20 protein-coding genes are annotated in these 24,460 nt (G+C 67.2%); 11 read left to right on the forward strand and 9 right to left on the reverse strand.

Annotated features, from left to right (window positions below; all coding sequences use genetic code 11):
- From RT697_RS21850 to RT697_RS21870, 5 genes are all read left to right on the forward strand, one after another.
- On the forward strand, positions 1-1,080 hold a 1,080-nt coding region (locus tag RT697_RS21850; protein WP_313701728.1), incomplete at its 5' end, for an AAA family ATPase.
- A gap of 16 nt (positions 1,081-1,096) precedes the next feature.
- On the forward strand, positions 1,097-3,811 hold the full coding sequence (locus RT697_RS21855) for a type VI secretion system Vgr family protein (protein ID WP_313701730.1): 2,715 nt from the start codon (positions 1,097-1,099) through the stop codon (positions 3,809-3,811).
- 2 nt (positions 3,812-3,813) lie between these two features.
- Complete coding sequence (locus tag RT697_RS21860) at positions 3,814-4,755, forward strand: DUF4123 domain-containing protein (protein ID WP_313701732.1); 942 nt, start codon at positions 3,814-3,816, stop codon at positions 4,753-4,755.
- Positions 4,752-7,895, forward strand: coding sequence for a T6SS effector BTH_I2691 family protein (locus tag RT697_RS21865; RefSeq protein WP_313701733.1), 3,144 nt, complete (start codon positions 4,752-4,754; stop codon positions 7,893-7,895). Before RT697_RS21860 ends, RT697_RS21865 begins: the two co-directional genes overlap by 4 nt.
- A gap of 12 nt (positions 7,896-7,907) precedes the next feature.
- Complete coding sequence (locus RT697_RS21870) at positions 7,908-8,516, forward strand: hypothetical protein (protein WP_313701735.1); 609 nt, start codon at positions 7,908-7,910, stop codon at positions 8,514-8,516.
- A 29-nt stretch (positions 8,517-8,545) separates the two neighbouring features.
- Here RT697_RS21870 and RT697_RS21875 read toward each other — a convergent pair whose 3' ends face one another.
- Positions 8,546-8,911 (reverse strand): hypothetical protein, encoded by a 366-nt coding sequence (locus tag RT697_RS21875; protein WP_313701737.1) that lies wholly within the window; start codon positions 8,909-8,911, stop codon positions 8,546-8,548.
- A 133-nt stretch (positions 8,912-9,044) separates the two neighbouring features.
- On the opposite strand from RT697_RS21875, the gene RT697_RS21880 reads away from it, so the two are divergent.
- The gene (locus RT697_RS21880; protein ID WP_313701738.1) at positions 9,045-9,692 is read left to right on the forward strand and encodes an OmpA family protein; all 648 of its coding nucleotides are present in this window, start codon (positions 9,045-9,047) and stop codon (positions 9,690-9,692) included.
- Between the two features lie 69 nt (positions 9,693-9,761).
- The gene (locus RT697_RS21885; RefSeq protein WP_313701739.1) at positions 9,762-10,088 is read left to right on the forward strand and encodes a 4a-hydroxytetrahydrobiopterin dehydratase; all 327 of its coding nucleotides are present in this window, start codon (positions 9,762-9,764) and stop codon (positions 10,086-10,088) included.
- A gap of 18 nt (positions 10,089-10,106) precedes the next feature.
- On the opposite strand, the gene RT697_RS21890 is transcribed toward RT697_RS21885, so the two are convergent.
- The 6 genes from RT697_RS21890 to RT697_RS21915 form a co-directional block, all read right to left on the reverse strand.
- Positions 10,107-10,562, reverse strand: coding sequence for a MarR family winged helix-turn-helix transcriptional regulator (locus tag RT697_RS21890; protein ID WP_313701741.1), 456 nt, complete (start codon positions 10,560-10,562; stop codon positions 10,107-10,109).
- Positions 10,559-10,801, reverse strand: a complete 243-nt coding sequence (locus RT697_RS21895; RefSeq protein ID WP_313701743.1) for a hypothetical protein — start codon at positions 10,799-10,801, stop codon at positions 10,559-10,561. The genes RT697_RS21890 and RT697_RS21895 overlap by 4 nt, the downstream gene beginning before the upstream one ends.
- Entirely contained in the window at positions 10,798-12,423 is a 1,626-nt protein-coding gene (locus RT697_RS21900) for an FAD-dependent oxidoreductase (protein WP_313701744.1), read from the reverse strand. The genes RT697_RS21895 and RT697_RS21900 overlap by 4 nt, the downstream gene beginning before the upstream one ends.
- 145 nt (positions 12,424-12,568) lie before the next feature.
- Positions 12,569-13,267 carry a DUF6776 family protein gene (locus tag RT697_RS21905; protein WP_313701746.1) on the reverse strand — a complete coding sequence of 233 codons (699 nt, stop codon included), beginning with the start codon at positions 13,265-13,267 and terminating at the stop codon, positions 12,569-12,571.
- A 160-nt stretch (positions 13,268-13,427) separates the two neighbouring features.
- Positions 13,428-14,114, reverse strand: coding sequence for an N-acetylmuramate alpha-1-phosphate uridylyltransferase MurU (gene murU / locus RT697_RS21910; protein ID WP_313701747.1), 687 nt, complete (start codon positions 14,112-14,114; stop codon positions 13,428-13,430).
- Positions 14,114-15,154 carry a phosphotransferase gene (locus RT697_RS21915; protein ID WP_313701748.1) on the reverse strand — a complete coding sequence of 347 codons (1,041 nt, stop codon included), beginning with the start codon at positions 15,152-15,154 and terminating at the stop codon, positions 14,114-14,116. The genes murU and RT697_RS21915 overlap by 1 nt, the downstream gene beginning before the upstream one ends.
- A gap of 169 nt (positions 15,155-15,323) precedes the next feature.
- Between RT697_RS21915 and RT697_RS21920 the strand changes: the two genes are divergently transcribed.
- From RT697_RS21920 to rsmA, 3 genes are read left to right on the forward strand one after another with little or no spacing between them, the layout of a single operon-like run.
- A complete protein-coding gene (locus RT697_RS21920; protein WP_313701750.1) occupies positions 15,324-17,705 on the forward strand; it encodes an LPS-assembly protein LptD in 2,382 nt (793 codons plus the stop codon).
- Complete coding sequence (locus RT697_RS21925; protein ID WP_313701751.1) at positions 17,702-19,318, forward strand: peptidylprolyl isomerase; 1,617 nt, start codon at positions 17,702-17,704, stop codon at positions 19,316-19,318. The genes RT697_RS21920 and RT697_RS21925 overlap by 4 nt, the downstream gene beginning before the upstream one ends.
- 18 nt (positions 19,319-19,336) lie before the next feature.
- Positions 19,337-20,128 (forward strand): 16S rRNA (adenine(1518)-N(6)/adenine(1519)-N(6))-dimethyltransferase RsmA, encoded by a 792-nt coding sequence (gene rsmA, locus RT697_RS21930; RefSeq protein ID WP_313701753.1) that lies wholly within the window; start codon positions 19,337-19,339, stop codon positions 20,126-20,128.
- Positions 20,129-20,465: 337 nt separating this feature from the next.
- Here the strand turns inward: rsmA and RT697_RS21935 are convergent, their stop codons facing one another.
- On the reverse strand, positions 20,466-21,608 hold the full coding sequence (locus tag RT697_RS21935; RefSeq protein ID WP_313701756.1) for a glycerate kinase: 1,143 nt from the start codon (positions 21,606-21,608) through the stop codon (positions 20,466-20,468).
- A gap of 105 nt (positions 21,609-21,713) precedes the next feature.
- Here RT697_RS21935 and pyk point away from each other — a divergent pair, with 105 nt between their 5' ends.
- Positions 21,714-23,156: a pyruvate kinase gene (gene pyk / locus RT697_RS21940; RefSeq protein ID WP_313701754.1), complete on the forward strand. Its 1,443-nt coding sequence runs from the start codon at positions 21,714-21,716 to the stop codon at positions 23,154-23,156.
- Between the two features lie 57 nt (positions 23,157-23,213).
- On the opposite strand, the gene RT697_RS21945 is transcribed toward pyk, so the two are convergent.
- Positions 23,214-24,443, reverse strand: a complete 1,230-nt coding sequence (locus RT697_RS21945) for a nucleoside recognition domain-containing protein (RefSeq protein WP_313701757.1) — start codon at positions 24,441-24,443, stop codon at positions 23,214-23,216.
- Positions 24,444-24,460 lie beyond the last annotated feature (17 nt).

The raw sequence follows: 24,460 nt of genomic DNA on the forward strand, positions 1-24,460 counted from the left end.
CGCCTGGCCGGCCTGATGGACGAGCTGCGCGCCTTGCAGGGCGAGCAGCCGCTGGTGCCCGCCTGCGTGGACGCCCAGATCGTGGCCGAGATCATTTCGGCCTGGACCGGCATTCCGCTCGGGCGCATGGTGAACGACGAGATCCGCACGGTGCTGCAATTGCAGCCCATGCTGGCCGAGCGCGTCATCGGCCAGGACCACGCGCTGCATGCCATCGCGCAGCGCGTGCGCACGGCCCGTGCCGGCCTGGAAGATCCGGACAAGCCGAAGGGCGTGTTCCTGTTCGTGGGCCCGTCGGGCGTGGGCAAGACCGAGACGGCGCTGGCGTTGGCCGACATTCTTTACGGCGGTGAGCGCAAGCTGGTCACGATCAACATGAGCGAATACCAGGAGGCCCACAGCATCTCCGGGCTGAAAGGCTCGCCGCCCGGATACGTCGGCTATGGCGAGGGCGGCGTGCTGACCGAGGCGGTGCGGCGCCAGCCCTACAGCGTGGTGCTGCTGGACGAAATCGAGAAGGCCCATCCCGATGTGCTGGAGCTGTTCTTCCAGGTGTTCGACAAGGGTGTGATGGACGATGCGGAAGGGCGCGAGATCGATTTTCGCAACACGCTCATCATCCTGACGTCCAACGTGGGGTCCAGCACCATCATGCAGGCCTGCCTGAACAAGCCGGCCGGCGAGCGCCCGTCGCCCGAGCAATTGTCGGAACTGCTGGCGCCGCAGTTGTACAAGGCGTTCAAGCCGGCGTTTCTGGGCCGCATGAAGACGATTCCGTACTACCCCGTGGACGACGACGCGCTGGCGCACATCATCGGCCTGAAGCTCGGCCGCATCGCACGCCGCGTTCAGGCCACGCACCGCGCGGCGTTCGACTGGGACGAGGGCTTGGTGGAGGCCGTGCTGGCCCGCTGCACCGAGGTCGACACGGGCGCGCGCAACGTGGACCACATCCTGAACGGCGCGCTGCTGCCGGAGATTGCCGAGCAGGTGCTTGGCCGCATGTCGCAGGGTGAGAGCATCGCCAGGATCCGCGTGACCGCGGGCAAGAACGGCGAGTTCCGGTTCCGGATGAGCTGACGAGGGAGACGCAGACATGGCCCTTGAATCCGCTGCCGCCGGCCCGCTGGGCGCAGGCTTTACGCAGGCCGATCGCCTGTTGGACCTGGCCACACCGCTGGGGCCGGACACCTTGCTGGCCGAGCGGCTGCAGGGCCGGGAGCAATTGAGCGGCGGCGGCTTCGTGCTCGAGGTGGATGCGCTGTCCGGCGATGCGCACATTCCGCTGAAGTCGCTGATCGGCCAGGCCGCGCAGGTCAAGCTGCAGACCGCCTTGGGCCGGGACGAACACCGCGTGTGGTGTGGCCTGGTGACGGAGGCGCGGTTCGAGGGCGCCAACGGCGGCTTTGCGCGATACCGCCTGCGCATCGAGCCGTGGCTGGCGCTGCTGCGCCAGCGGCGCGACAGCTTTGCATTCCAGGACCTGTCGGTGATCGATATCGTCGACAGCGTGTTTGGCGACTACAAGGACCAGGGTGCGCTGGCGCCCCAATGGCGCTGGGAAGTGAAGGATCGCGACGCCTACGCCAAACGCAGCCTGACGATCCAGTACCGCGAGACCGACTTCGCCTTCGTGGAGCGTCTGCTGGCGGAAGAGGGGCTGTTCTATTGGGTCGAACATGAAGGCGGCGACGGGGAGCCCGGCACCCATACGATCGTGATCGCGGACCACAACGGCGCGTTCGAGACCGGCCCGCAGGACAGCATTCCTTTCCAGCGCGCCGATGCCACCGAGGAACAGGACTCCATCCAGGCTTGGCGCCAGCACCGCGCATGGCGCACCAATGCCGTCCGGCTGGCCACGTGGGACTATCGCGCCATGCAGGCGCGCAAGGTCAGCGCCCAGGTCGAAGACAAGTTCGCCAATGCGCTGGAACTGGCCGACTCGGATTACCCCGGACAGTATCTGTACGAAGACAGCGCGCAGGGCGAGCGGCTGGCGCACAACGCGCTGGCGGCGCAGCGCGTTCGCCAGTCGCTGTTCGAGGGCGAAGGCACCGTGCGCACGTTGGCGCCGGGGCAGCGCTTCACGTTGACGGGCCACTGGGGGCCCTCGCAAGGCGCGGGGGCGGACTTCGTGGTGATCGGCATCCGCCACGAGGCCCGTAACAACTTTGACGAAAGCCTGGGGCTGGCTGTGGCGCAGGCGTTGGGCGCGGCGGGCGGCGGGGCTGTGGAAAAGGCGGATTGCGAGACGGCGGACTTCTATCGCAATCGCTTCGAGGCCATTGCCGCCACGCTGGAATACCGGCCCAGCACGCGCGACGGCCACGGCGCGCGCCTGCATCCGCGTCCCACCGTGCATGGCGCGCAGACCGCGCTGGTGGTGGGCGCCGGCGATTCGGTGCACACCGACCGCGATCACCGCATCAGGATCCAGTTCCACTGGCAGCGGGGCAGCGCATCGAGCAGCCGCCAGGACCATCCGGCCGGCGACGACAACGCGCCCGCCAGCGAGGCGTTGGGCGCCTGGGTGCGCGTGGCCGAGCCCGTTGCGGGATCGGATTGGGGCGGGCATTTCGTCCCCCGGCTGGGGCAGGAGGTGCTGGTGCAGTTCCTGCACGGCGATATCGACCGGCCTGTTGTCGTGGGCGCGCTGTACAACGGCGCGGGCGCCGAGAATGCCGCGAACAACCAGGTGCAGGGCGGCGCAGCCAAGGCGACCGGCAATGCGCCCGCCTGGTTCGCGGGCAGCGAAGCGGGACACGCGCACAACGTGGTGATGTCGGGCTTCAAGACCCAGGCGTTGGCGTCCAGCGGACAGGGCATGGGCGGCTACAACCAGCTCGTGCAGGACGACACGCCGGGCCAGTCCCGGCTGACGGCATCGACCACGCAGGCCGAATCGCGGTTGAACCTGGGACACCTGAAGCAGCAGCGCGACAACGAGCGGCTGTCGGACCTCGGCCACGGCGCTGAGCTGGCGACGGCCGAAGCGCTGGCGTTGCGGGCGGGTGAAGGCCTGCTCATCAGCGCCCACAGGCGCGAAGACGCGACGGGCGGGCTGCTGGACAGCGAAGAGGCCATCACGCAGATGGAAAAGTCCATCGAGCAGGCCGCCGAGCTGTCCGCGACGGCCGGCCGCCAGGAGGCTCAGTTGCCCGGCGACAACGACAAGCCGCGGGCGCTGGGCGAGCTGAATGCGGTGCGCGACATCATCGAAGGCACCAAGTCCGACGCGGAACACCGCGTGCCGGCCTACACCCAGCCGCACATCCAGGTCAGCGCACCCAGCGGGATCGGGCAATACACGCCGCATAACGCGTACACCGTTGCCGGCGCGACGCTGTGCCAGATTGCCCCGGACGTGAACTGGGCGGCGGGCGCGAACCTGGCGATGTGCGTGGCGCAGGGCGTCGTGCTCTTCACCAAGGGACTGGGCGGCAGCGGAAGGGCGGTGCAAGAGCAAGGCATTCGCCTGCACGCCGCCGGTGGAAAGTTGCGGCTCCAGAGCCAGAAGGCGCGTATGCGGCTGGCAGCGGAAAAGGCGGTGACGCTGGTGTCGGCGCAGGGCGCGGTGGACGTCAACGCGTCCAAGAAAGTGCTGGCGACGGCCGCGGGCGCGTACATGCGGATCGAGGGCGGCGGCATCCAGCTGCATGCGCCCGGCAAGGTGGAATTGAAGGCGGGTGTGCACAACTGGGTGGGGCCGCAAAGCGGCGCCGGGCCCGCGCAGCCGCCGCAGGGCGACATGGAAGGTTGCGCCGCGGCGCTGGAAGACGCGGCCGGCAGCGGCGCGCTGGCGGCATGACGATGGACGTGACTACCCAACCGCCCGAGTATTGGACGCCTGCCGCCGAGGCCCGCGTCGAGCGCGCCATTGCGGGCCTGCGTGCAGTGCTGGACGCGCGGACCGACCGCCGCGTGCTGCTGTTGTGCGATTCGACGCTGGCCGATCCGCTGGGCCTGGACATTGCAACGGCCGGCCTGCGTCGCTGCGAGGTCGACCTGATTTCACAAGGGGCAAGCGCGCCGCCCTTGTATCTGGCCGAGGTGCCGGATGAAGTGCGGTACGAGCGTCTGATCAACCGCAGCCTGCGGCTGGCGGTGGACGAGGCCGTGCGCCCGGCGCCGGCGGCCAGGCGGGCGCGCTCGATGTCGGCATGGTTGGCCACCGATCTGCCGCTGGCCGAGGTCGCGCAGCGCCTGGTGCTGCGCGCGCGCCTGCGCGATGCGCAGGGGCGCGTCCGCATCCTGCGGTTCTGGGACCCTCGCACCACACAGTTCCAGAGCGAGCTGTACGCGGGTACGGCGCCGGCCTCGTGGATCGAGGGCGTCACGTGGATGAGCGTGGACGGCTTCGGCCATTGGCAGGCGCTGCCGGACATGCGCGGCCCGATGCAGACCGTCACGCCGGATTGGCCGCGCCTGGCGCGGCTGGGCCGCGTCAATGCCGTCATGCAACGGCTTAATGCGCATGGGCTGCATTACGAGGCGCCGGCGCTGGAGGCGGTGCGGCGTGCGCTGGATGCTGCCGCGGCCTGCGGCATCGCCGATGACGAGGACGCGGCGCTGTTCGCGGCCTGGCGCGTGCGTCTGGCCGCGCCGCTGGAAAGCGCGCCGTCGTTCCTGGCGTTGCTGCGCGAAGTGCGCGAGGAAGGCGGCCGCCTCTATCGCGCCGCCGAGGACATGGAAGACGAGGATTGGCAGGCGTTTGCGCACGAGGCGCAGGCGCGGGAGGATCTGCAAGCATGACGACTGACTACGACGCACTGCCCTGCAAGGGCAAGTTCTGCGGCCGGCCGGGCCTGCCCATCCTGCCCATGCGGATCGCCTATGTGCCTGGCGGCAGGAACGACCTGCCGGACGGCGTGTACATGGATCCGGAGCTGTACTACGAGACCATGCGGCAGGGCGCCTACATGCTGCGCGCCATCACCGCCGGATACGTGTACATCTGGGATCCGCGCCGCAGCTACGGCTGGCGTGCCTTCGCGGCGACGGCGACGGGCCAGATGAAGGAAGTGCCGGTCGACGACGACAACCGCCCGTCCGAACAGCCCACATTCACGTGCACGCGCGAGGGTCACGGCCTGGAATCCACGCTGATCAATGTGGAGGCGCCGGCCAACGCGTCGCGCACGGTGTGGGTGGGGTATTCGCGCGTATGGTGGACGCGCGACATCCGCCGCGATCTGACGCGCAACGAACGCTGGCGCAAGAAGATCATGGTGGAGCTGGACGCCAAGGCGGTGTGGGGCGGCGGGTATCCCAAGCCCGAGACCGGCTACCGCGTGGCCGAGGACGGCGCCAATCTGGCCAAGCACTCGATCGAGTTCCGCGACGCGGCCGGCGCCGCCACGCTGTTCGGCAATACGCTGTCGCCGGCCGTGAACGTGTTCGGCGGGCAGGGCGCGGCCGTGGCCGCCAAGATGCGGCAGATGACGCCCAAGGGCGGCATCGTGCTGGCGCTGCGCGACCCCGTGGGCATCCTGGCCGACGTGGCGACGTGGCGCAACAAATGCATGGGCGAGCTGGCCGAGCATCACCTGGACCCCACGCGCATGCGCGAAGTGGGCGTCGCGCAGATCATCGACGGGCTGCAGAAGCAGATGGGGAACACGGGCGACGAGATCCGGCGCCTGCGCGAACGCGTCGATACCGGCAAGGTCGCCAAGACGCTCAGCGAGAACAAGGTCGCGATCGACCGCATGCGCGAGAAGATCGAAGGGGCCGGCAAGGACTGGGCGTGGTGGTATGGGCGCGAGGCGTTCTGGCTGGCGCTCAAGGCCTATTCGCCCAAGGACGCCGCGGCTGGCGAGCGCCTGGAAGAGGACATGGCGCTGTGCGTGGATGGCGCGGGCGCGATCGAAAGCGAACACAAGGCCATCGACGATTCGCTCAAGGACGAGGACAGCGACAGCACCTATGCGGCGATCTGGCGCGCGCTGGCGGCGAACGATGGCGAGCTGCTGGGCTTTCTGGACCGCGAGGCCAAGGGCAAGGTGATCTCCAAGCAGGTCTCCAATGTCCGCAGGATGATCAAGAGCTACAACGACTGGATCAAGGCGAGGGCGGCCAAGGGCCAACTGCCGCCGATGCGGGTGGCGGGCGCGGCGATCGGCCGGTTCATGGCGACGCAGCTGTTGCGGCTGACTCTGGCGGGCGACCCCATCGCCGAACGCGTCGCGGCGCGGGTCACGCTGACGATGTCGGCGCGCATGAACATCGTGATGGCCGTGCGCACGCATACGACCACCTTGCCGCGGATGATCGCGGACATGCACCAGATCGTCTGGGAGCCGAACCCGGCGTCGGTGACGGTGGGCGCTGGCAGCAGCGAAGGCCTCGGCGCGAGCAAGCAGATGCAGTCAGGGTGGATGGGCACGCAGGCGGAACGCTCCACGCCGGTCACGCTCAACTACATCATTCCCGAGGAAGTGGATGCGCAGTTGAACGCCGCGGCGGCGGCGCCGCCCCGGCCCGGCGGCGGCCCATCGCCGGCGCTTGCGCTACCGGCGCCCGCGCCCGTGCTGGCGCTGCCCGCACCGACCATGTCGCCGCTGGCGGGCCTGGTCAAGTGGGCAAAGTCCAAGGATGGCGCGAATGCAGGGGCGACGGGCGTGCTGACGCTGGTGGCGCTGTATGCGTCGGTCTCGGATCTGCGCAACGCGCAGGTCGTGCAGGACGCCAAGGCCGCGCGCAAGGCATGGTTCGGCATTACGTCGGGGGTGCTGGGCGTGGGCAGCGTCGCGATCGAAGTGACCGCGGGCGCGATCGGTGCACGCGTGGGCGCCAACACCGCCTTCACGATGAACCTGAAATTGAACATGCGCCTGACCGCCGTAAGGACGGCCGGCGCCGTGTTCGCGGCGGCGGCCACGTTCGTCGACGGCGCCAACAACGCGCTGAATGCGATCGATCAGTACGACGTGAAGAACTACGAGGCGGGCAGCGCCTATGCCACCTCATCCGTGTTCCTGCTGTTGTCCGGGCTGACCGGCGTGGCCACCGCCCTGGTTTCGTTGGGCGGCGCATTCAGCACGGCCGGGGTGGTGGCGGGCGCGGGGGGCTTTGGCAGCGCGATGGTCGGCCTCACCAGCGGCGGCACGGTGCTGCTGGGCATTCCCGTGTGGGGATGGATTGCGCTGGGCTTGTGCCTTCTGGCTGCCGGGTTGTACTTCAAATTCTGGGGCGACAGCGCCAAGGAAAGCGAACTGGAGATCTGGTTCACGCGTTGCTGCATGCGCTCCGCGCAGTTCTCGGACGTGAAGGAGCGCGAACTCTATTCAACCCGCGAAGAGGAACTTGAGGATTTCAACTGGGCCGTGTTCGGCGTGCGCGTGATGCTGGAGTGGAAGGGCTTTATGCAGGGCGAGGTCTTTGGTCGGGATCGTCTGGTGCTGGACGTGGTGATGCCGGGCTATACCGAACACAGCGATTACGCATACATCCTGAAGCTCGTCGGGCCGGGCGTCAGCGTCATCGTGGCAAGCAAGGGATCCCCGCGCGCGACGGACCCGGATCTGCTGCCGCGCGGGCCGTCCGATATGCAGTGGGTGCAGGGGCGCCCGCGCGAGGAAACCTGGGCTGACCGGGTGGACAACTACGTCGACAATATGACTTCCCGCCCAGGGTGGGCGGATGCCTGGCGCTGGATACGCAAGGATCGCAGCCAGTCCGTCGAGTTCACCGCCAAGCCTTGGGACGAGTCGGTGCAGTTCAATGTGAGCAGCGGCTGCGGGGTGCTGCGCACGGAGGTGCTGGTCGATGACGATATCTTCAATGAAGCGATCCTCAAGGTCGAATACTGGCCGGATCCGGACCGCATGCCCGACATCCGCTCGGTGCCCATGGGTCCCGGCGGCTCAAATCTAGTGAAAGCGAATAACTGACAAGGCGCACGCATGAACAGCAACGAAGGGATCCCGGTGTCGGTCTACACGCGATGGCACCAGTTGTCGGTGCCCCTGGCGTTCGCGCTGGCGGCGGGCAGCTTCATGCTCGTGGTCTTCAATCGCGGGCCGATCGGACTGGCTGCCGTGCTCGCCGTGCTGGGCCTGCTCGTGCCGCCGCTGGTGGCGTTCAGGGGATTTCCCACGCGCAATGACGTCAAGGTGACGGCCGAAGGGCTGGAGTTCTCGCGCCGCAAACCCATCGCCTTCGGCGAGCTGTCCAGTTGGGGCACGGACGATTACCTCAAGCTGGTCCGCCCCGGCCTGCCGACCCTGCTGGTGAGCGCCGTGGACCTGCCCCGGCGCGAGCGCCTGTTGCGCGAATTCGAACTGGCGCTGGCGGCGTGGCAGGCGCGCCAGCCGGCCGGCACGCAGGCGGCGCGCCGCACGCATTTCTATGGTTCCACGGCGGGCCGCCTGGTCGGCCTCGGAATCACCGCACTGGGCGCGGGATCGGCCATCATGGCGCTGAATCTGCGCGAGCCGTCGGTGTCGCTGGCCATCGTCGGCGGGCTGGGGGCGTTGTTCGGGTTGGCGATGGTGTTCGGCCGGCGCGGGTAACACGCGCCGAGAGGCCGCGAAGGCGTGGCTTACGGGGTCGCGGGCGGATGGGCCGATTGCGAGAACGCGACGCTGATCGACGTGTTGGACGTCAGGCGCAAGGTCGCGTCCGCGTGAGGGCGCACGCCGGAGTCAAGCGCCTGGGCGGAGGTCCAGATCATTCCGAGCAACGGCACGGCCGCCCATACCAGATCGCCGATCCAGGGCGGGGCATTGAGCGGGGCTCGCACCACCACGCTGCTCATGCCGGCGTCCTGGCACAACGACTGAAGGCGGGTGACGGCGAGTTCCAGGTCGTCGATGTTTTCCAGGTGGAAATCCGCTTTTGCGCCGCACAAGCTGGCGAGCTCGTCGCCGGCCATCCTGTTGAAAAAGTAGGTGCGCGCCACGGTCATGGGGGTCTCCATCGGAAGCGCCATCTTAGCGTTGGCCGCGTACAAAATGTTGCCCGGCGCCCCATTCCCCCTTGCTAGCATGATCCACGCCGGAATGATCCGGTATCTGGATGGATGGACAGTGGAGGTTGCCATGAACTCAAGAAGAACACTCAACCGGATCGCCGTGATTGCGGCTGCGGGCGCCTTGATGGCCGGTTGCGCGACGCAACAGCAAACGAATACCGCTGTCGGGACGGGCGCGGGCGCGGCGTTGGGCGCGGGCATCGGCGCGCTGATCGGGCACGGCAAGGGCGCCGCGATCGGAGCCGGCATCGGCGCGGTGGCGGGCGGCCTGGTGGGCTACAACTGGAAAGTCGTGAAAGATGACGTGCAGAAGTCCGGCGCATCGTCGCTCGGCATCGACGTGGTCGAAATGCCCGACGGCAGCCTGAAGGTCAACATTCCGAGCGGCGTGTCGTTCGACACGGACAAGACGCAGCTCAAGCCGGCGTTGCTGCCTGTGCTGGACAGCGTGGCGCGCTCGCTGAACCAGCATCCCGAGTTGCGGGCCAAGGTGGTCGGCCATACCGACAGCACCGGATCGCTGGCGCACAATCAGACGCTGTCGGTGAACCGCGCCAAGAGCGTGACCGATTACCTGGCCAAGCAGGGTGTGGCCGGCACGCGTCTGTCGGTGGAAGGCCGGGGTCCGAACGATCCGATCGGCGACAATGCGACCGCCGAAGGGCGCGCGCTGAACCGGCGCGTGGAGATCTACCTGTACGCGGTCCGGCAATAAGCGCGGGCGCGTAATTTGCTGTCAGGCGGCTGGCGCGATGCGCCGCCGCCTTTCTTTACGGAGTCTGTCATGAGCGATTTTCCCCCCGCCCGCATTGGCACCGATATCGCGACCGCCGCGCTCACCGGCTGGCAGGCCGTGGCCGAGCGCGATGCCATCGAAAAGCGCTACCGCTTTCCCAACTTCAATGCCGCGTTCGGTTTCATGGCGCGCGTGGCGATGTTTGCGGAAAAGCTGAATCATCACCCCGAATGGACCAACGTCTACAACCGCGTGGACGTGACGCTGACCACGCATGACGCCGGCGGCGTGACCGAGCTGGACGTGCGCATGGCGCAGTTCATGGACGAAGCCGCCGAGCACGCGGGCGCGACGGCGCCGAAAGCACAGTCCTGAACGAAGCTGCCGCCGCGCTCAGTCCGCGGCGTCGCCGGCCTCGGCTTGCAGATGGCCGATCATGCGGTCCAGCATGTCGCCGAACTGCCGCTGTTCGTCGGCGGTCAGGCAGCCGAAGATCTCCTCGTTGCGGCGCGCAATGAGGTCGACGATGCGGCGGTACTGCGTCATGCCCTCGGCGGTGGGCGCCAGCACTACGCCGCGTCCGTCTGCCGCCGACACTGTTTTTTCCACCAGCCCGCGATCGACCAGCGCCTGCGCGGAGCGGCTGGCCTGACCCTTGTTCAGGTTGGCGGCGCGCGCCAGGTCATTGACCGAGAGCGGTGCAAACCGGCCGATGGCGGCGAGGCAGCGCGCCTCGCCCAGGGGAATGTCGCAATCTTTAAGGTAGGCCCGATTCGTGTCCCGGTCCGTGATCTTGTTGAGCACGTGCAGGCGATAGGTGAGGAATCGTTCCAGAGGGGGCGTTTTCACGTCGGGCGGGCGGGATCTGCACCCGCGGAAGATGAGGCCGGATAGTTTGCCATAGCGCCGTCCTCCAGACTGGCGGCTTCGGCCTGCGCCAGCAGCGCCAGGGCGTCCTGCGCGCAAGGCAGGCGGCTCAGCAACGACAACCCGAGTATCGACAGAAAGAGCGGCGCACGCGTTTCACCGACGCGCGTCAGCGCCTGCGCCATGCTGGTGTAGACCTGGTCCAGTGATTCGTTGTTCATGCTTGGCCTTTCGGGGTGGCGTTCAAGTGCAGCGATGGGTAGTAGGGCGCCAGCGCGGCGCGCAGTTCATCGGCGGTGGGCGCGATCCAACGGCCCAGCGCGTAGCCGTCCGGACGGAGCAGGTAGACCGCGCCTGACTGATTGCCGTAACGCGCGGCAAGCTGGCCGTGCGGGTCGGCCAGGCCGCCTTCGCTCGCGCGCAGCACCCGCAGCGGATGCGGCGCGTTCCGCGTGTCCGCAGCCAGAGTGTCCAACGCCGCCGACAAAGCCGCATCGGGCGCAATGGCCAGCGCGACGAAGCCCGCGCCAAAGCTGGCGGTCAGATATTGCGGGGTATTGCCATCCTGCAGCAGCGCGTCAGGCGCGGGCTGGCCGGGCGCGGCGGCAGGGCCGGCTTCTGGCGCGCGGTCCTCGCGGTTCAGGGGCGACGTGTCATACGAGATGGGCGCGGACTGGCGCGGATTGATGAGCGACCGCACGCCATCGTCCACCAGGGCCAGGCGCAGGGCGGCCTCGCGCATGAGCCGGAAGCCGAAATCAGGCGGCGCCATGAATTCCGTGCTCTTGGCGCCGTAGGCCAGGTTCTGCCGCGTGGCATGAACGCGTTCGATGCTGTAGCTGTCCAGCAGGGTGTCGGGCGACTGGCCCTTCAGCACCCACGCCAGCTTCCAGGCCAGGTTGCCGGCGTCGTCCAGTCCGGAGTTCAGGCCGCGCACGCCGAAGATCGGCACCAGGTGGCCGGCGTCGCCCGCGAACAGCACGCGGCCGTGGCGGTAGCGGTCCAGCGTCAGGCATTTGGCGTTGTAGATGGAGATCCACAGCGGCTTCCACGGCGCGGTCTCGCCGATCATGTCGAGATGGCTTTGCACGCGCGGCAGCACGTTTTCCGGCTTGACGGCCTCGTCGGGATCTTCATCGTCGCGGATCTGGTAATCGACACGCCATACGTTGCCGGGCTGGCGGTGCATCAACAGCGTCGAGCCGGGATTGGACGGCGGATCGAACCACGCCAGACGCTCGACGGGCCGTTGCGATTCCTGTTCGATATCGACGATGACGTAGCGGCCTTCGTACTGCATGCCTTCCAGCTTCAGGCCCATGGCTTCGCGGACGGTGCTGCGGCCGCCGTCGCAGGCGACGAGCCAATCGGCGCGCACGGTCTGGCGGGCGCCGTCCGTCTCCACCTCGACCGATACGCCGTCCGGACCGGGTTGCACGTCCGTGACGCGCGCGGACCAGGCCAGCTTGGCGAGGTCGGGATGGCGCTGCATGGCCTGGTGCGCGAATTCCTCCACGTAGTACTGCTGGATGTTGACCATCGGCGCGTACCGCTGCAGGGGATCGTGCGGCATCTGGAAGTGCAGGACTTCGCGGTCGCGGAAATAGCTGCGCCCGCCTGTCCAGGCCAGACCGGTGTCGATCAGCGGCCGGTCGGCGCCGATCCAGCCCAGGATTTCCTGCGACCGGCGCGACATGCAGATGGCGCGGCTGCCGCTGCAATAACCTTCATCGGCCTCGATGGTGAGCGAGGCAATGCCGTACTCGGCGAGCAGGGCGGCCAGGGTCAGACCGACCGGACCGCCGCCGGCGATCAGGACGGGAACGTGTGATGGGAGCGTCATGCCGTCTCCGTAGTTTGGTTGTTTGCGCAACTATATGCGCGGGATGTTGCGTGCGCAACCAATTTTTGAAGACGATAAAAAACCCGCCGATGGGCGGGTTTGGGGGTCAGTTCAGCCCGGGAAGGGGGCTTCAGCGGCACGTGCTTCAGTTGCGCACGTTGTAGATGCGCATCGCCTGCTGTTTCTGGTTGGGATCCATCACCCGCAGCACCACGACCCTCGCGGTGAAACCGTCGGGCAGCTTGAGCTGGCCCAGCGCGTAGTCGTAGCGGTCGACCGTGAGCGCGGGGCCTTCCGGCGTCACGGTGGCGGCGCGGCCGTTGGGGTAGGAGCCTTCGATGGCGAAGGTCAGCGTGCCCTTGAAGGGCGCGCCCGTGCGGTCTTCGCGCATCACCAGCACCTGATAGTCAAGCAGGCCGGGGGCGCGCTTGAAGGTGGCCGAACGGATGCCGAGGTTGCCGCCGCGGGGGTCGGGCGGCATGGCGTCCTGGAACAGCACCAGTTCCTTGTTCAGCGTTTCGATCTTGGTGCGGGTTTCCGCCAGGTCGGAAGTCAGCTTCTCGTGACCGGCCTTGTTGGCGTCGCGCTGCTGCGTGGCTTCTTCAAGCTGGGTCTGCAGGCGCTGGCGCTCCATGTTGGAGGCGCTGAGCTCGCTGTGCAGTTGTTCGGATTGTTCGACGGTCAGGCGTTGCGGGCCGTAGTTGGTTTGCAGGAAGAGCACGCCGCCCGCGCCAAGCGCAATGCCAACCGTCAGCAGGACGAGCCAGCGCGGCATGCGGCGCGTGCGTTGCCCCGGTTGGTATACGGAGGGCTTGAACGTGGCCCGTTGCGATCTTCCAAACATCCCCATTCCTAGAAAACTTCCTGTGTATATGCCTGTCGGCAGGCGGCCCGCGCATGCCAAAGCGTCAGAGAATACCCCGTTAGCCGGGGGCGATGCGTGCGCAGACAAGCCTCGTTGCGCACCTTGATATTGTGAAATATGTGGATGTCAGGCAGCCGTGTCAGGCGGCCGTGCCAGCCAGTTCCGCGTCCAGATCGGCAAGCCGTTGCGGGGTGCCGACATCCGTCCATCGGCCCGCATGCCGGGCGCCGTGCACGTGGTTCTGGCCCATCGCCTGCCTGAGCAGCGGCGCCAGTGGCGCCGCTTCGCCGCGCGGGACGTCCGCGAACAACGAAGGATGGTAGACGCCCACGCCAGCAAAGGTCAAACGCGGCTCGCCTTCGGCCAGCACACGCCCATCAGCCGTCAGGACGAAGTCGCCGGCAGGATGGTGCGCCGGGTTGTCCGCCAATAGCAGCCAGCCGCCGCCCCGCGCCACGAGTCGCGCGGCGTCTTGCGCGGCGGCGGGATCCCAGTCGCACCAGATGTCGCCATTGATGACGAGAAACGGGTCGTCGCCCAACAGGGGGAGCGCCTGGGCAATGCCGCCCGCGGTTTCCAGCGCGGTGGCTTCGGCCGAATAGCGGATGCGTACGCCATGCGCGGCGCCGTCACCCAGCGCCCGTTCGATCTCGTGGCCGAGCCAGGCGTGGTTGATGACGATGTCGCGGATACCGGCCGCGGCCAGGCGTTCGAGATGCCAGACGATCAGCGGCTTGCCGCCCACCGGCAGCATGGGCTTGGGCAGGCGGTCGGTCAGCGGGCGCATGCGTTCGCCGCGGCCCGCGGCGAGGATCATGGCGCGCATCAGAACGTGTATCCGACGCTGACCTGGCGGTCGTCCAGACGGTCCAGCAGGCGCAGGAGCGGCGTGAAGACGCCATAGCGCTGCGCCACCTGGCGGACGTAGCCGTTCACGCGCGGCATGTGCGCCAGGTAGTGGGCCTTGCCGTCGCGATGGTTCAGGCGCGCAAAAACGCCCAGGATCCGCAGGTTGCGCTGCAGGCCCATCCATTCATAGGCGCGGTGGAATTCGGCGAAATCGGCGTCGACGGGCAAACCGGCAGCGCGCGCCATTTCCCAGTAGCGGATAGCCCAGTCGAGCTGCTGTGGCTCTTCCCAGGTGGTCCGGGCGTCGGTCACCAGCGACGCCAGGTCATAGGTGATGGGGCCGGCCAGCGCATCCTGGAAGTCGATGACGCCCGGGTTCGGGCCGTACTGCGGCTGGTCGCAGACCATCAGGTTGGGGGAATGGAAATCGCGGTGCACCAGCACTTGCGGCTGTCCGCCGTTGCTGGCCGACAGCAGGGCGAAGATCTTTTCCAGGGCGTTGGCGGTCTTGTCGTCCAGTGTGACGCCGTGGTGCTTTTGCACGTACCACTCGGGGAACAGTTTCAGCTCATCGGCCAGGCGCGCACTGTCGTAGACGCCCAAACCGTCGGTCGAAGCTTTCTGCAGCTTGACCAGGGCGGCCAGCGCCTCGCGGTACATCGTCTGCAACTGGGCGTCGTCCAGTCCGTCCTGGATGCGTTGGTAGTAGGTCTTTTCGCCCAGGTCGGACAGCAGCAGCAGGCCCTGGTCCAGATCCTGCGCCAGTACCGCCGGCACGTTCAGGCCGGCGTCCGCCAGCAGTTTGTCCACATGCAGGAACGGCCGGCAGTCCTCGTGCTGGGGCGGGGCGTCCATGACAATCAGGGTGCGCGATCCGGCGTCCAGCCTGAAGTACCGGCGAAAGCTTGCGTCGGCGGACGCGGGGCGCAGCGTGTCCACGGCCAGGTTCAGGGCAGGGGGCAGGCCTTGCAGCCAGTTGCGCACCTGCGCCAAGCGGGGGTCGTGATCGTTTTTCAAGGAAGATCCGTGTCAGAAGGGCAAAATTGCGGAAAATTCGATTTGGCGAACATAAGGCTGGGCGTTGTTCGCGGCTTCTCTATAATACCGGCTCATTTCCGTCAGCATTGGGCCCCCCGTGGGCGCCTTTGTCCGGCTCTCCCGTGGTCAAAAAGGGCTGTTTTCATTCGTGCGCAAGGTTCCGTGGTTGATCCTCTCCGTTGTCAGCGTCGCCGCCGGAGCCGCCCAGGCTCAAGGTAGCCCCGGCACCGCTGCTTCCGCGCCGTCGGTCACGTCAACCCCGCAATTGCGCACCTCTCCCGGCCTGCGCATGCACCGGTTGCCCGACGAGAGCATTCCCGCTTTCATGGAAGCGGACACCATTTCGGGCGACCCCGACTACGAGCTCACGCTGTCCGGCAACGCGCAGGTCCGCCGCATCGACGGCGTGATCAAGGGCGACGAGATCAATTACCGCAAGGACACCGGCAAGGTCGACGTGCGTGGCAACGCCCGCCTGATGCGCGACGGCACGCTGGTGACGGGACCCAACGCCACGCTCAGCGTGGACAGGTATTCCGGCGAGATCGAAAAGCCCAACTTCTGGCTGGGCGCCACGGGCGGCTTTGCCGTCGCCGACCATGCCGACATCTTCAGCAAGTCGCAGATGCGGCTGCACACGGTGACGTACAGCGGCTGCCCCTGCGAGAACCCGTCCTGGTACATCAAGGCCAATTCGGTCGACATCGACTTCGACGAAAACGAAGGCGTGGCCCGCGGCGGCGTGCTGTATTTCAAGGACGTGCCCATCCTGGCGTCGCCCTACATGACCTTCCCGGTCAAGCGCGAGCGCAAGTCGGGCTTCCTGATCCCGACCTACGGCACGACCAGCCAGGGCGGGTTCGACGTTTCGATTCCGTACTATTTCAACCTGGCGCCCAATTACGATTTGACGGTGCAGCCGCGCTACTTCTCCAAGCGCGGCACCCAGTTGGGGGGCGAGTTCCGCTATCTGGGAGCGCGCTATCTCGGCTCGCTTGATGGCACGTACTTGCCCGACGATGACGTGACAGGCGAAGACCGGTGGATGTATTGGTGGCGTCACCAGCAGACTTTCTCCCACGGCTTTTACGCGGATTGGGATATCGCCAAGGTCTCTGACGACAACTATTTCCGAGACATTTCGCAGTTGGGCCTGAGCCAGGCCTCGACGACCTATCTGCCGCAGCGTGGCCGGGTCGGCTGGACATCTCCCTATTGGAGCACCTTCGCCCAGGTCTATAAGTATCAGACGCTCCAGGATCCGGATGCGCCGCTGGTGCCTCCATACGACAAGCAGCCCGAGCTTTTCCTGCGAGGCGCCCGTTACGACTGGGGCGGCTTCGATGTCGATTGGACCTCGACGGCCGTGCGTTTCAAAATGCCGGAGTTCGGCGCGGTAAGCCGGTATCCCGACGGCGACCGTCTTCAGACGTATCTGTCGGCGTCCTATCCGATCGTGCGTCCCGGTTGGTTCATCATCCCCAAGGCCGGCGTCAATTACACCGATTACCAGACCAAATGGTATGGCGTGGACACGCTCGGCTTGAACGGCGGCAACGCAGCCGGCCTGCCGCGTTCGCAGTCGCGCACTGTCCCCATCATGTCCGTGGACGCTGGCCTCATCTTCGAGCGGGATACGACCCTGTTCGGCAAGAACTCCACGCAGACCCTCGAACCTCGCCTGTACTACCTGCGCGTGCCGTACCGCGACCAGTCCAAGCTGCCCGTGTTCGACACGTCGCTGGCGGATTTCAGCTTCTCGCAGGCCTTCGAGGAAAACATCTACACCGGCGGCTGGGACCGTATCGCCAACGCCAACCAGCTCACCGCGGCGCTGACCACGCGTTGGCTGGATGCCGACTCCGGTTTCGAGCGCATGTCGCTGGGCGTCGCCCAACGCCTGTACTTCGAAGACCAGGAAGTCACGCTGCCTTTCGAAACCCCGCGCGAAAACGTGCGCTCCGACTTCCTGGTGGGCGCCAGCGCTGCCCTGACCGACTCGCTGTCGACCGACCTTGCGGCGCAATACAACCCCTACGACAACAACTGGTCGCGCGGGCTCGTGAGCGCGCGCTGGTCGCCGCAGCGTCTCACCACGATTGCCGTGGCGTACCGCTACCAGCGCGACCCGCAGAAGGGCGTGCTCTACCAGCCCCAGGGCCAAAACCAGGTCAGCCTGGCCGTCCAATGGCCATTCAGCAAGCGCTGGTACGGCGTGGGCCGGGTGGACTATTCTTTGCGTTCGGGCCCGTCCAGCACGGTGGCCAACACGACGGAATCTCCCCGCGTGACGCAGGCCATTGCCGGCCTGGAGTACAAGGGCGACTGCTGCTGGGTAGGCCGCATGGTCTACCAGCGCTACGCCGTATCGGCGGCGGACACCAACTCCGCGCTGTTCTTCCAGCTTGAACTCACGGGCCTGGGTTCCCTTGGAACCGACCCGATGAACCTGCTGAACAGAAGTATCCCCGGTTACACGCGCGTCACGCCGCCCGCGCAGGCCGGGACCACATTTGAAAGGTATGAATGATGCGTAGGTTGCACTCTTTGCGCCGCCTCTCCGGCAATGCGCTGCTGCTGGCCCTGTGCGCCGGCTTGCCCGCCGCCCATGCGGCCGAGCAGACCGCCCGCGGCGCGAACAGCGCCAAGGCCGCTCCGGCCGCGCAGACCCAGGAAGCGCCCGCGCCCAAGGGCGAGCAGTTCGTGGATGGCATCGCCGCCATCGTCGACAAGGACGTGATCACGCTGCGCGAACTGCGCGACGCTTCCCAGCGCATCGCCGGCGAACTCCAGTCGCGCGGCATCCAGGTGCCGGACGCCCAGACGCTGCAACACCAGGTGCTGCAGCGTCTCATCATGGAACGCGTGCAGCGCCACGAAGCCGACCGCCTCGGCATCCGCGTGGACGACGCCCAGATCGACACGGCCATCCAGGCCATCGCCGCGCGCAACAAGATCACCGTGGCGCAACTGCGCCAGGAACTCGAAAAGTCCGGCACGTCCTGGGACGGTTACCGCAAGGCGCTGCGTGACGAGATCCGCTCGGATCGCCTGCGCCAGCGCGCGGTCGACTCGACCATCGTCATCTCCGACGCGGAAGTCGACGCCTTCCTGAAGGATCAACGCCGCAATCCGGCTTTCGGCGCGGCTCCCCAGCAAGCGCAGCAGGCGCAACCCCAGCCGCAGCCGCAGCCCGCGCCCGAGCAGGCCGCCGCGCCCGCCGGCCCCATGCTGTACGCGCTGGCGCAGATTCTGGTGCGCGTGCCGGAAGGCTCGTCGCCCGATCAACTGGCGCTGCTGCGCAAGAAGGCCGAGGGCCTGCTGGCGCAAGCCAAGCGCGGCGACGACTTCGCAAGCCTTGCCGCGGCGTCGTCCGATGGTCCCGAGGCGCTGCAGGGCGGCGTCATGGGCGTGCGTCCGCTGGACGGCTGGCCCGACCTCTTCGTCAAGGCCATCAACAATCTGCAGAAAGGCCAGGTCAGCCAGCTCATCCAGAGCGGCAACGGCTTTCACATCATCAAGGTGATGGACCGCGGCACTGCCCAGCCGGCGCCCAGCCGCACGGCCCGCGCGCCGGCGCCGCAAGCCGCACCGCAACCGGCGCCGCAAGCCGCACCGCAACCGGCGCCGCAGCCGGCCGCGCGCCCTCAGGCGCCGCAGGGTCCCACGCAGGTCGTGCAAACGCGTGCGCGCCACATCCTCATCAAGACGTCGACCGTCATGAGCGATGATCTGGCCCGCCAGCGTCTGGAGCAGGTTCGCCAGCGTCTGGTGAACGGCAGCGCCAAGTTCGAGGAAATGGCACGTCAGTACTCCCAGGACTCCACGGCGCCGCAAGGCGGCGAGCTGGGTTGGGTGAATCCGGGCGAAACCGTCCCGCCGTTCGAAGCCGCAATGAACGCGCTGCAACCTGGCGAAATCAGCCAGCCCGTGCAGTCGCCGTTCGGCTGGCACCTGATTCAGGTCGAAGAACGCCGCGATCACGATGCGACCGACGATCTGGCCCGCATGCGCGCCCGCCAGACGCTGTTCGAGCGCCGCGCCCAGCCTGCCTTTGAAGACTGGCTCGAGCAACTGCGTGCGCAGGCGTACGTCGACAATCGCCTCGAAAAGCAGCAGAAGATCCAGCAGAACAACCGCTAAACGCATTACGGGCCTTTCATGTCTCAACACCAGGCGCGCAAGCGCTTTGGCCAGAACTTCCTGACCGACGACAGCGTCGTCGAGTCCATCGTCCGGGCGGTTGCGCCCGCCCGCGACGATGCCGTGGTCGAGATCGGCCCAGGTCTGTCCGCGCTGACGCGGCCGCTGCTCGAGCGCCTGGACCATCTCACTGCGGTCGAAATCGACCGCGATCTGGCCGCCCGCCTGCGCAAGCAGTTCGAGGCATCGCGCCTGACGGTTGTCGAGGCCGACGCGCTGACGGTGGATTTCTCGCAGTTCGGCGGCGAGCTGCGCGTGGTGGGCAATCTGCCTTACAACATCTCCAGCCCGTTGCTGTTCCACCTGATGACGTGGGCCGACCACATCCGCGACCAGCATTTCATGCTGCAGCGCGAGGTGATCGACCGCATGGTGGCCAAGCCCGGCTCCGGCGATTTCAGCCGCCTGTCCGTGATGCTGCAGTCGCGCTATCGCATGCACAAGCTGTTCGACGTGCCGCCCGAGGCCTTCGATCCGCCTCCCAAGGTGGTGTCGGCCATCGTGCGCATGGTGCCCTTGCCGGCGGACCGCCTGCGGCCCATCAGCGAGCGCGCATTCGAAACCGTGGTGGCGCGCGCCTTTTCGCAGCGCCGCAAGATGCTGCGACGCGTGCTGGCAGACTGGGCGCCGCAAGTGCCCTGGGAAGCGCTGGAGATTGCGCCCACCGCCCGCGCCGAGGACATTTCGGTGGACCGCTATATTCGCCTGTCGGATGCGCTGGTCGAAGCCGGGGTGTTGTCGCGGGACTGATGTCCTTCCGGTGCGGCAGAGCAATGCAATAAGGCCCCTCGGGGCCTTATTGCTTTTGGTGCGGCGTGAGTGGAAACCGATTGCCCGTGTAGGCGTTCGGCGCCGGAGCAGGGCTGTGGGACGGTGTCAGACACCCTTGGGAGACCGCTGCCAGCATGCGACAGCAATTCAGCGGGTGTCAGACACCTTGGCCACATCTTGGCCCGCCTCCACGCCGAGGTGTCTGACACCCTTAAGAAACGACCGCCAGATTGATAAGGCGCCGCAAGGGTGTCAGACACCGTGCATGGCAAAGACCTCAACGTTTCAGGCGCAGCTATTTGCCGCCGCCGCCCGATCACAGCATGCGTTTCTGCGCCGCCATCCACAGCTGCATCACGTCGCGCGCCCGGTCGGCAAGCAGGCGCTCGGCATCCACCAGGGCCTGCTGCAACGTGATCGGGCCGGGGGCCAGGCTGAATGCAGCGCTGATGCCGCACGAGTGCAGGGCCTCGTAGCCGTCGCCCAGCGAACCGGCCAGCGCCACGACCGGCACGCCCGCACGCTGCGCAATCCTGGCGACGCCGGCCGGCGTCTTGCCGCGCAGGGTCTGTGCGTCCATCCGGCCTTCGCCGGTGAACACCAGCGTTGCGCCTTCGACGGCGTCGGCCAGTCCGCCCAACTCCGCGACGATCTCCACCCCAGGGCGGAAATGCGCGTTGAGAAACGCCTTGGCGGCGAAACCCAGGCCGCCGGCGGCGCCCGCGCCGGGTTCATCGCGGTGATCGGCGTTCAGATGACGGGCGCACACGTCGGCGAAGTGGCCCAGCATCGTGTCCAGCGTCTGCACCTGTTCTGGCGTCGCGCCCTTTTGCGGCCCGAAGACATGTGAGGCGCCCTGCGGCCCGCACAAAGGGTTGTCGACGTCGGAGGCGATATCGATGCGGACCTGCGCCAGCCGCGGGTCCAGGCCGCGCGTGTCGATCGAGGCAAGCTGCCCCAGCGCGCCGCCCCCCGGCGGCAGGCTGTTGCCGCCCGCGTCCAGCAGGCGCAGGCCCAGCGCCGTCAGCATGCCGGCGCCCGCGTCGTTGGTGGCCGATCCGCCAAGGCCCAGGATGATGCGCGTGGCGCCCGCGTCCAGCGCCGCGCGCATCAGTTCGCCCACGCCGTGGCTGCTGGCGCGCATCGGGTCGCGCTTTGCCGGGGCAATCAACTCAAGGCCCGCCGCCGCTGCCATCTCGATGATGGCGGTGCCGTCTTCCAGCAGTCCCCATACGGCGTCGACCTTGTGGCCGAGCGCGTCGTTGACCGTGATCTGCCGCTCCTTGCCGCCGGTGGCCGCGAGCACGGCTTCGACCGTGCCTTCGCCGCCGTCGGCCATCGGGACGCACACCGTATGCGCGCCGGGAAAGGCCGCCTTGACGCCGCGCGCAATGGCGGCGGCCGCATCCGGCGCGGAAACGCTTTCTTTGAACGAGTCGGGAGCGATGACGATTTTCACGGTGTCGTTGGGCGTGTTGAGGGTCGGAAATGTCACCCATGATACCCGTGGCAACGCGGCCGGCGTACCATAGCGCTTTCGTTGTTTTTGCGAGAGTGGACCGCCATGCCTGTATTGCGCCGCACCAAAATTGTCGCCACCCTGGGACCCTCGACCTCGTCGCCCGAACGCATCGACGCGCTCATCCGCGCGGGGCTGGACGTGGCGCGGCTGAACTTCTCGCACGGCAGCGCGGACGATCACCGCGAACGCGCGCGCCTGGTGCGCGAGATCGCCGCCAAGCAAGGACGCTACGTCGCCATCATGGGCGACCTGCAGGGTCCCAAGATCCGCATTGCACGCTTTGTCGACAAGCTGGTGCAACTGCACGTGGGCCAGCCGTTCACGCTGTCGCGCGTGCATCCCAAGGACGCGGGCACCGCCAGCATCGTGGGCATCGATTACCCCGAACTCGTCACCGACTGCCGCGTGGGCGACGAGCTGCTGCTCGATGACGGCCGCGTCGTGCTGGTCGTCGACCGCGTCGAAGGCGACGAGGTCCACACCACCGTCACGGTGGGCGGCCCGCTGTCCAACAACAAGGGCATCAACCGCCGCGGCGGGGGCCTGTCGGCGCCCAGCCTCACCGACAAGGACCGCGTCGACATCAAGTTGGCCGCTGAAATGGAACTGGACTACGTGGCCGTGTCGTTCCCGCGCTATGGCAGCGACATCGACGAGGCCCGCACCCTGCTTGCCGCCGCCGGCAGCCAGGCGTGGATCATCGCCAAGATCGAACGCGCGGAAGCCGTGGCCGACGACGAGGCCCTGGACGCGCTGATCCGCGCCAGCGACGGCGTCATGGTGGCGCGCGGCGACCTGGGCGTGGAGGTGGGCGATGCCGAACTCGTGGGCATCCAGAAGCGCATCATCCAGCACGCGCGCACGCTGAACAAGGTTGTCATCACCGCCACGCAGATGATGGAGTCGATGATCTCCAGCCCCATGCCGACGCGCGCCGAAGTCTCGGACGTGGCCAATGCGGTGCTGGACTACACCGACGCGGTCATGCTGTCGGCCGAAAGCGCCTCGGGCCAGTATCCGGTCGAAACCGTGCAGGCCATGGCGCGCGTGTGCCTGGGCGCCGAAAAGCATCCCACCTCGACCAAGTCGCATCACCGCATGGGCGAGACCTTCACGCGCTGCGACGAGACCATCGCGCTGGCGGCCATGTACGCGGCCAACCATTTCCCCGGCGTGAAGGCCATCATCGCGCTGACCGAAAGCGGCCACACGCCGCTCATCATGTCGCGCATCCGTTCGGGCGTGCCGATCTACTGCTACAGCCCGCACAGCGTGACGCAGAACCGCGTGACGATGTTCCGCGGCGTATACACGATTCCGTTTTCGCCTTCGGACTACGATCCCGCGGACCTGTCCAACGCCGCCATCGACGAACTGCGCAAGCGCAATCTGGTGCAGACGGGCGACTGGGTCATCCTGACCAAGGGCGATTTCTACCGCGACAGCGGCGGCACCAACGGGATGAAGATCCTGCTGGTGGACTGAGCCAGTCTTGAATCGGGGCGCGGCCGGGCGCCAGATGCCGGCCGGCGCGCCCTGCGATCAGCCAAAGAACCAGTAGCAGACGCCGATCGCGGCCAGCACGCCGGCCAGGTCGGCGATCAGCGCGCATCCGACCGCATGGCGGGCGCGCAGGATCCCAACCGATCCGAAATACACCGCCAGCACGTAGAACGTGGTCTCGGTGCTGCCTTGCACCACCGCAGCCAGCAGCGCCGGGAAACTGTCGACCCCAAAGTGCGTCATGGTTTCCAGCATCATCGCGCGCGCCGCGCTGCCCGAGAACGGCTTGACCAGCGCGGTGGGCAGCGCGTCCACGAACCGCGTGTCCCAGTTGGCTTGCGCGGCCACCCAGCGGATACCGTCCAAAAGAAAATCCAGCGCGCCGGACGCGCGCAGCACGCCCACGGCGCACAGCATCGCCACCAGGTAGGGCAGCAAGCTCTTGGCGATATCGAACCCTTCCTTCGCGCCTTCGATGAAGGCCTCGTACACCGGTACCTTCTTCCAGGCGCCCACGATCAGAAACGCCAGCAGGATGCCGAACAGCGTCAGGTTTCCCAGCAGCGAGGATAGCGACGCGATCGCGGCTGCCGACATGCTGGCCAAGAGCGCCATGAAGCCGCCCAGCACAAGCGCCGCGCCGCCCAGCCACAGCATGATGACGGGATCGGCCAGGCGAAGGCGCTGGCACAGCGCCACCGCCAGAAAGCCCGCCAGCGTGGACGCGCTGGTGGCCAGCAGGATGGGCAGAAAGACGAGGGTGGGATCCGGCGCGCCCTGTTGCGCGCGGAACATGAACAGCGTGACGGGCAGCAGCGTCAGCGACGACGCATTGAGCACCAGGAACAGAATCTGCGCGTTGGTCGCGGTGTCGGGCTTGGGATTGAGCGATTGCAGCTCGCGCATGGCACGCAGGCCGATCGGCGTGGCGGCGTTGTCCAGCCCGAGACCGTTGGCCGCGAAGTTCAGCGTGATCAGGCCGATGGCCGGATGATTGCGCGGCACCTCGGGCATCAGGCGCGCAAACAGCGGCCCCAGCAAGTGCGCCAACTTTTCCACCAGGCCCGCGCCTTCGGCGATGCGCAGGAAACCCAGCCACAGCGTCAGCGTGCCGAACAGCAGCACCATCACGTCCACCGACACGCGCGCCATGTCGAAGAGGCTGGCGACCATCTCGCGGAACACCTCGGCATCTCCGATGGCCAGCCAGCGGTAGAGCGCGGCAACGGCGGCGGTAAGGAAGAAGCCAAGCCAGAGTTTGTTCAGCATGCGGACGTGCCCGGACA

Origin of the sequence: Achromobacter sp., from assembly GCF_032113835.1 — a bacterium.
In the GTDB taxonomy this organism is placed as follows: Bacteria; Pseudomonadota; Gammaproteobacteria; order Burkholderiales; family Burkholderiaceae_B; genus Achromobacter.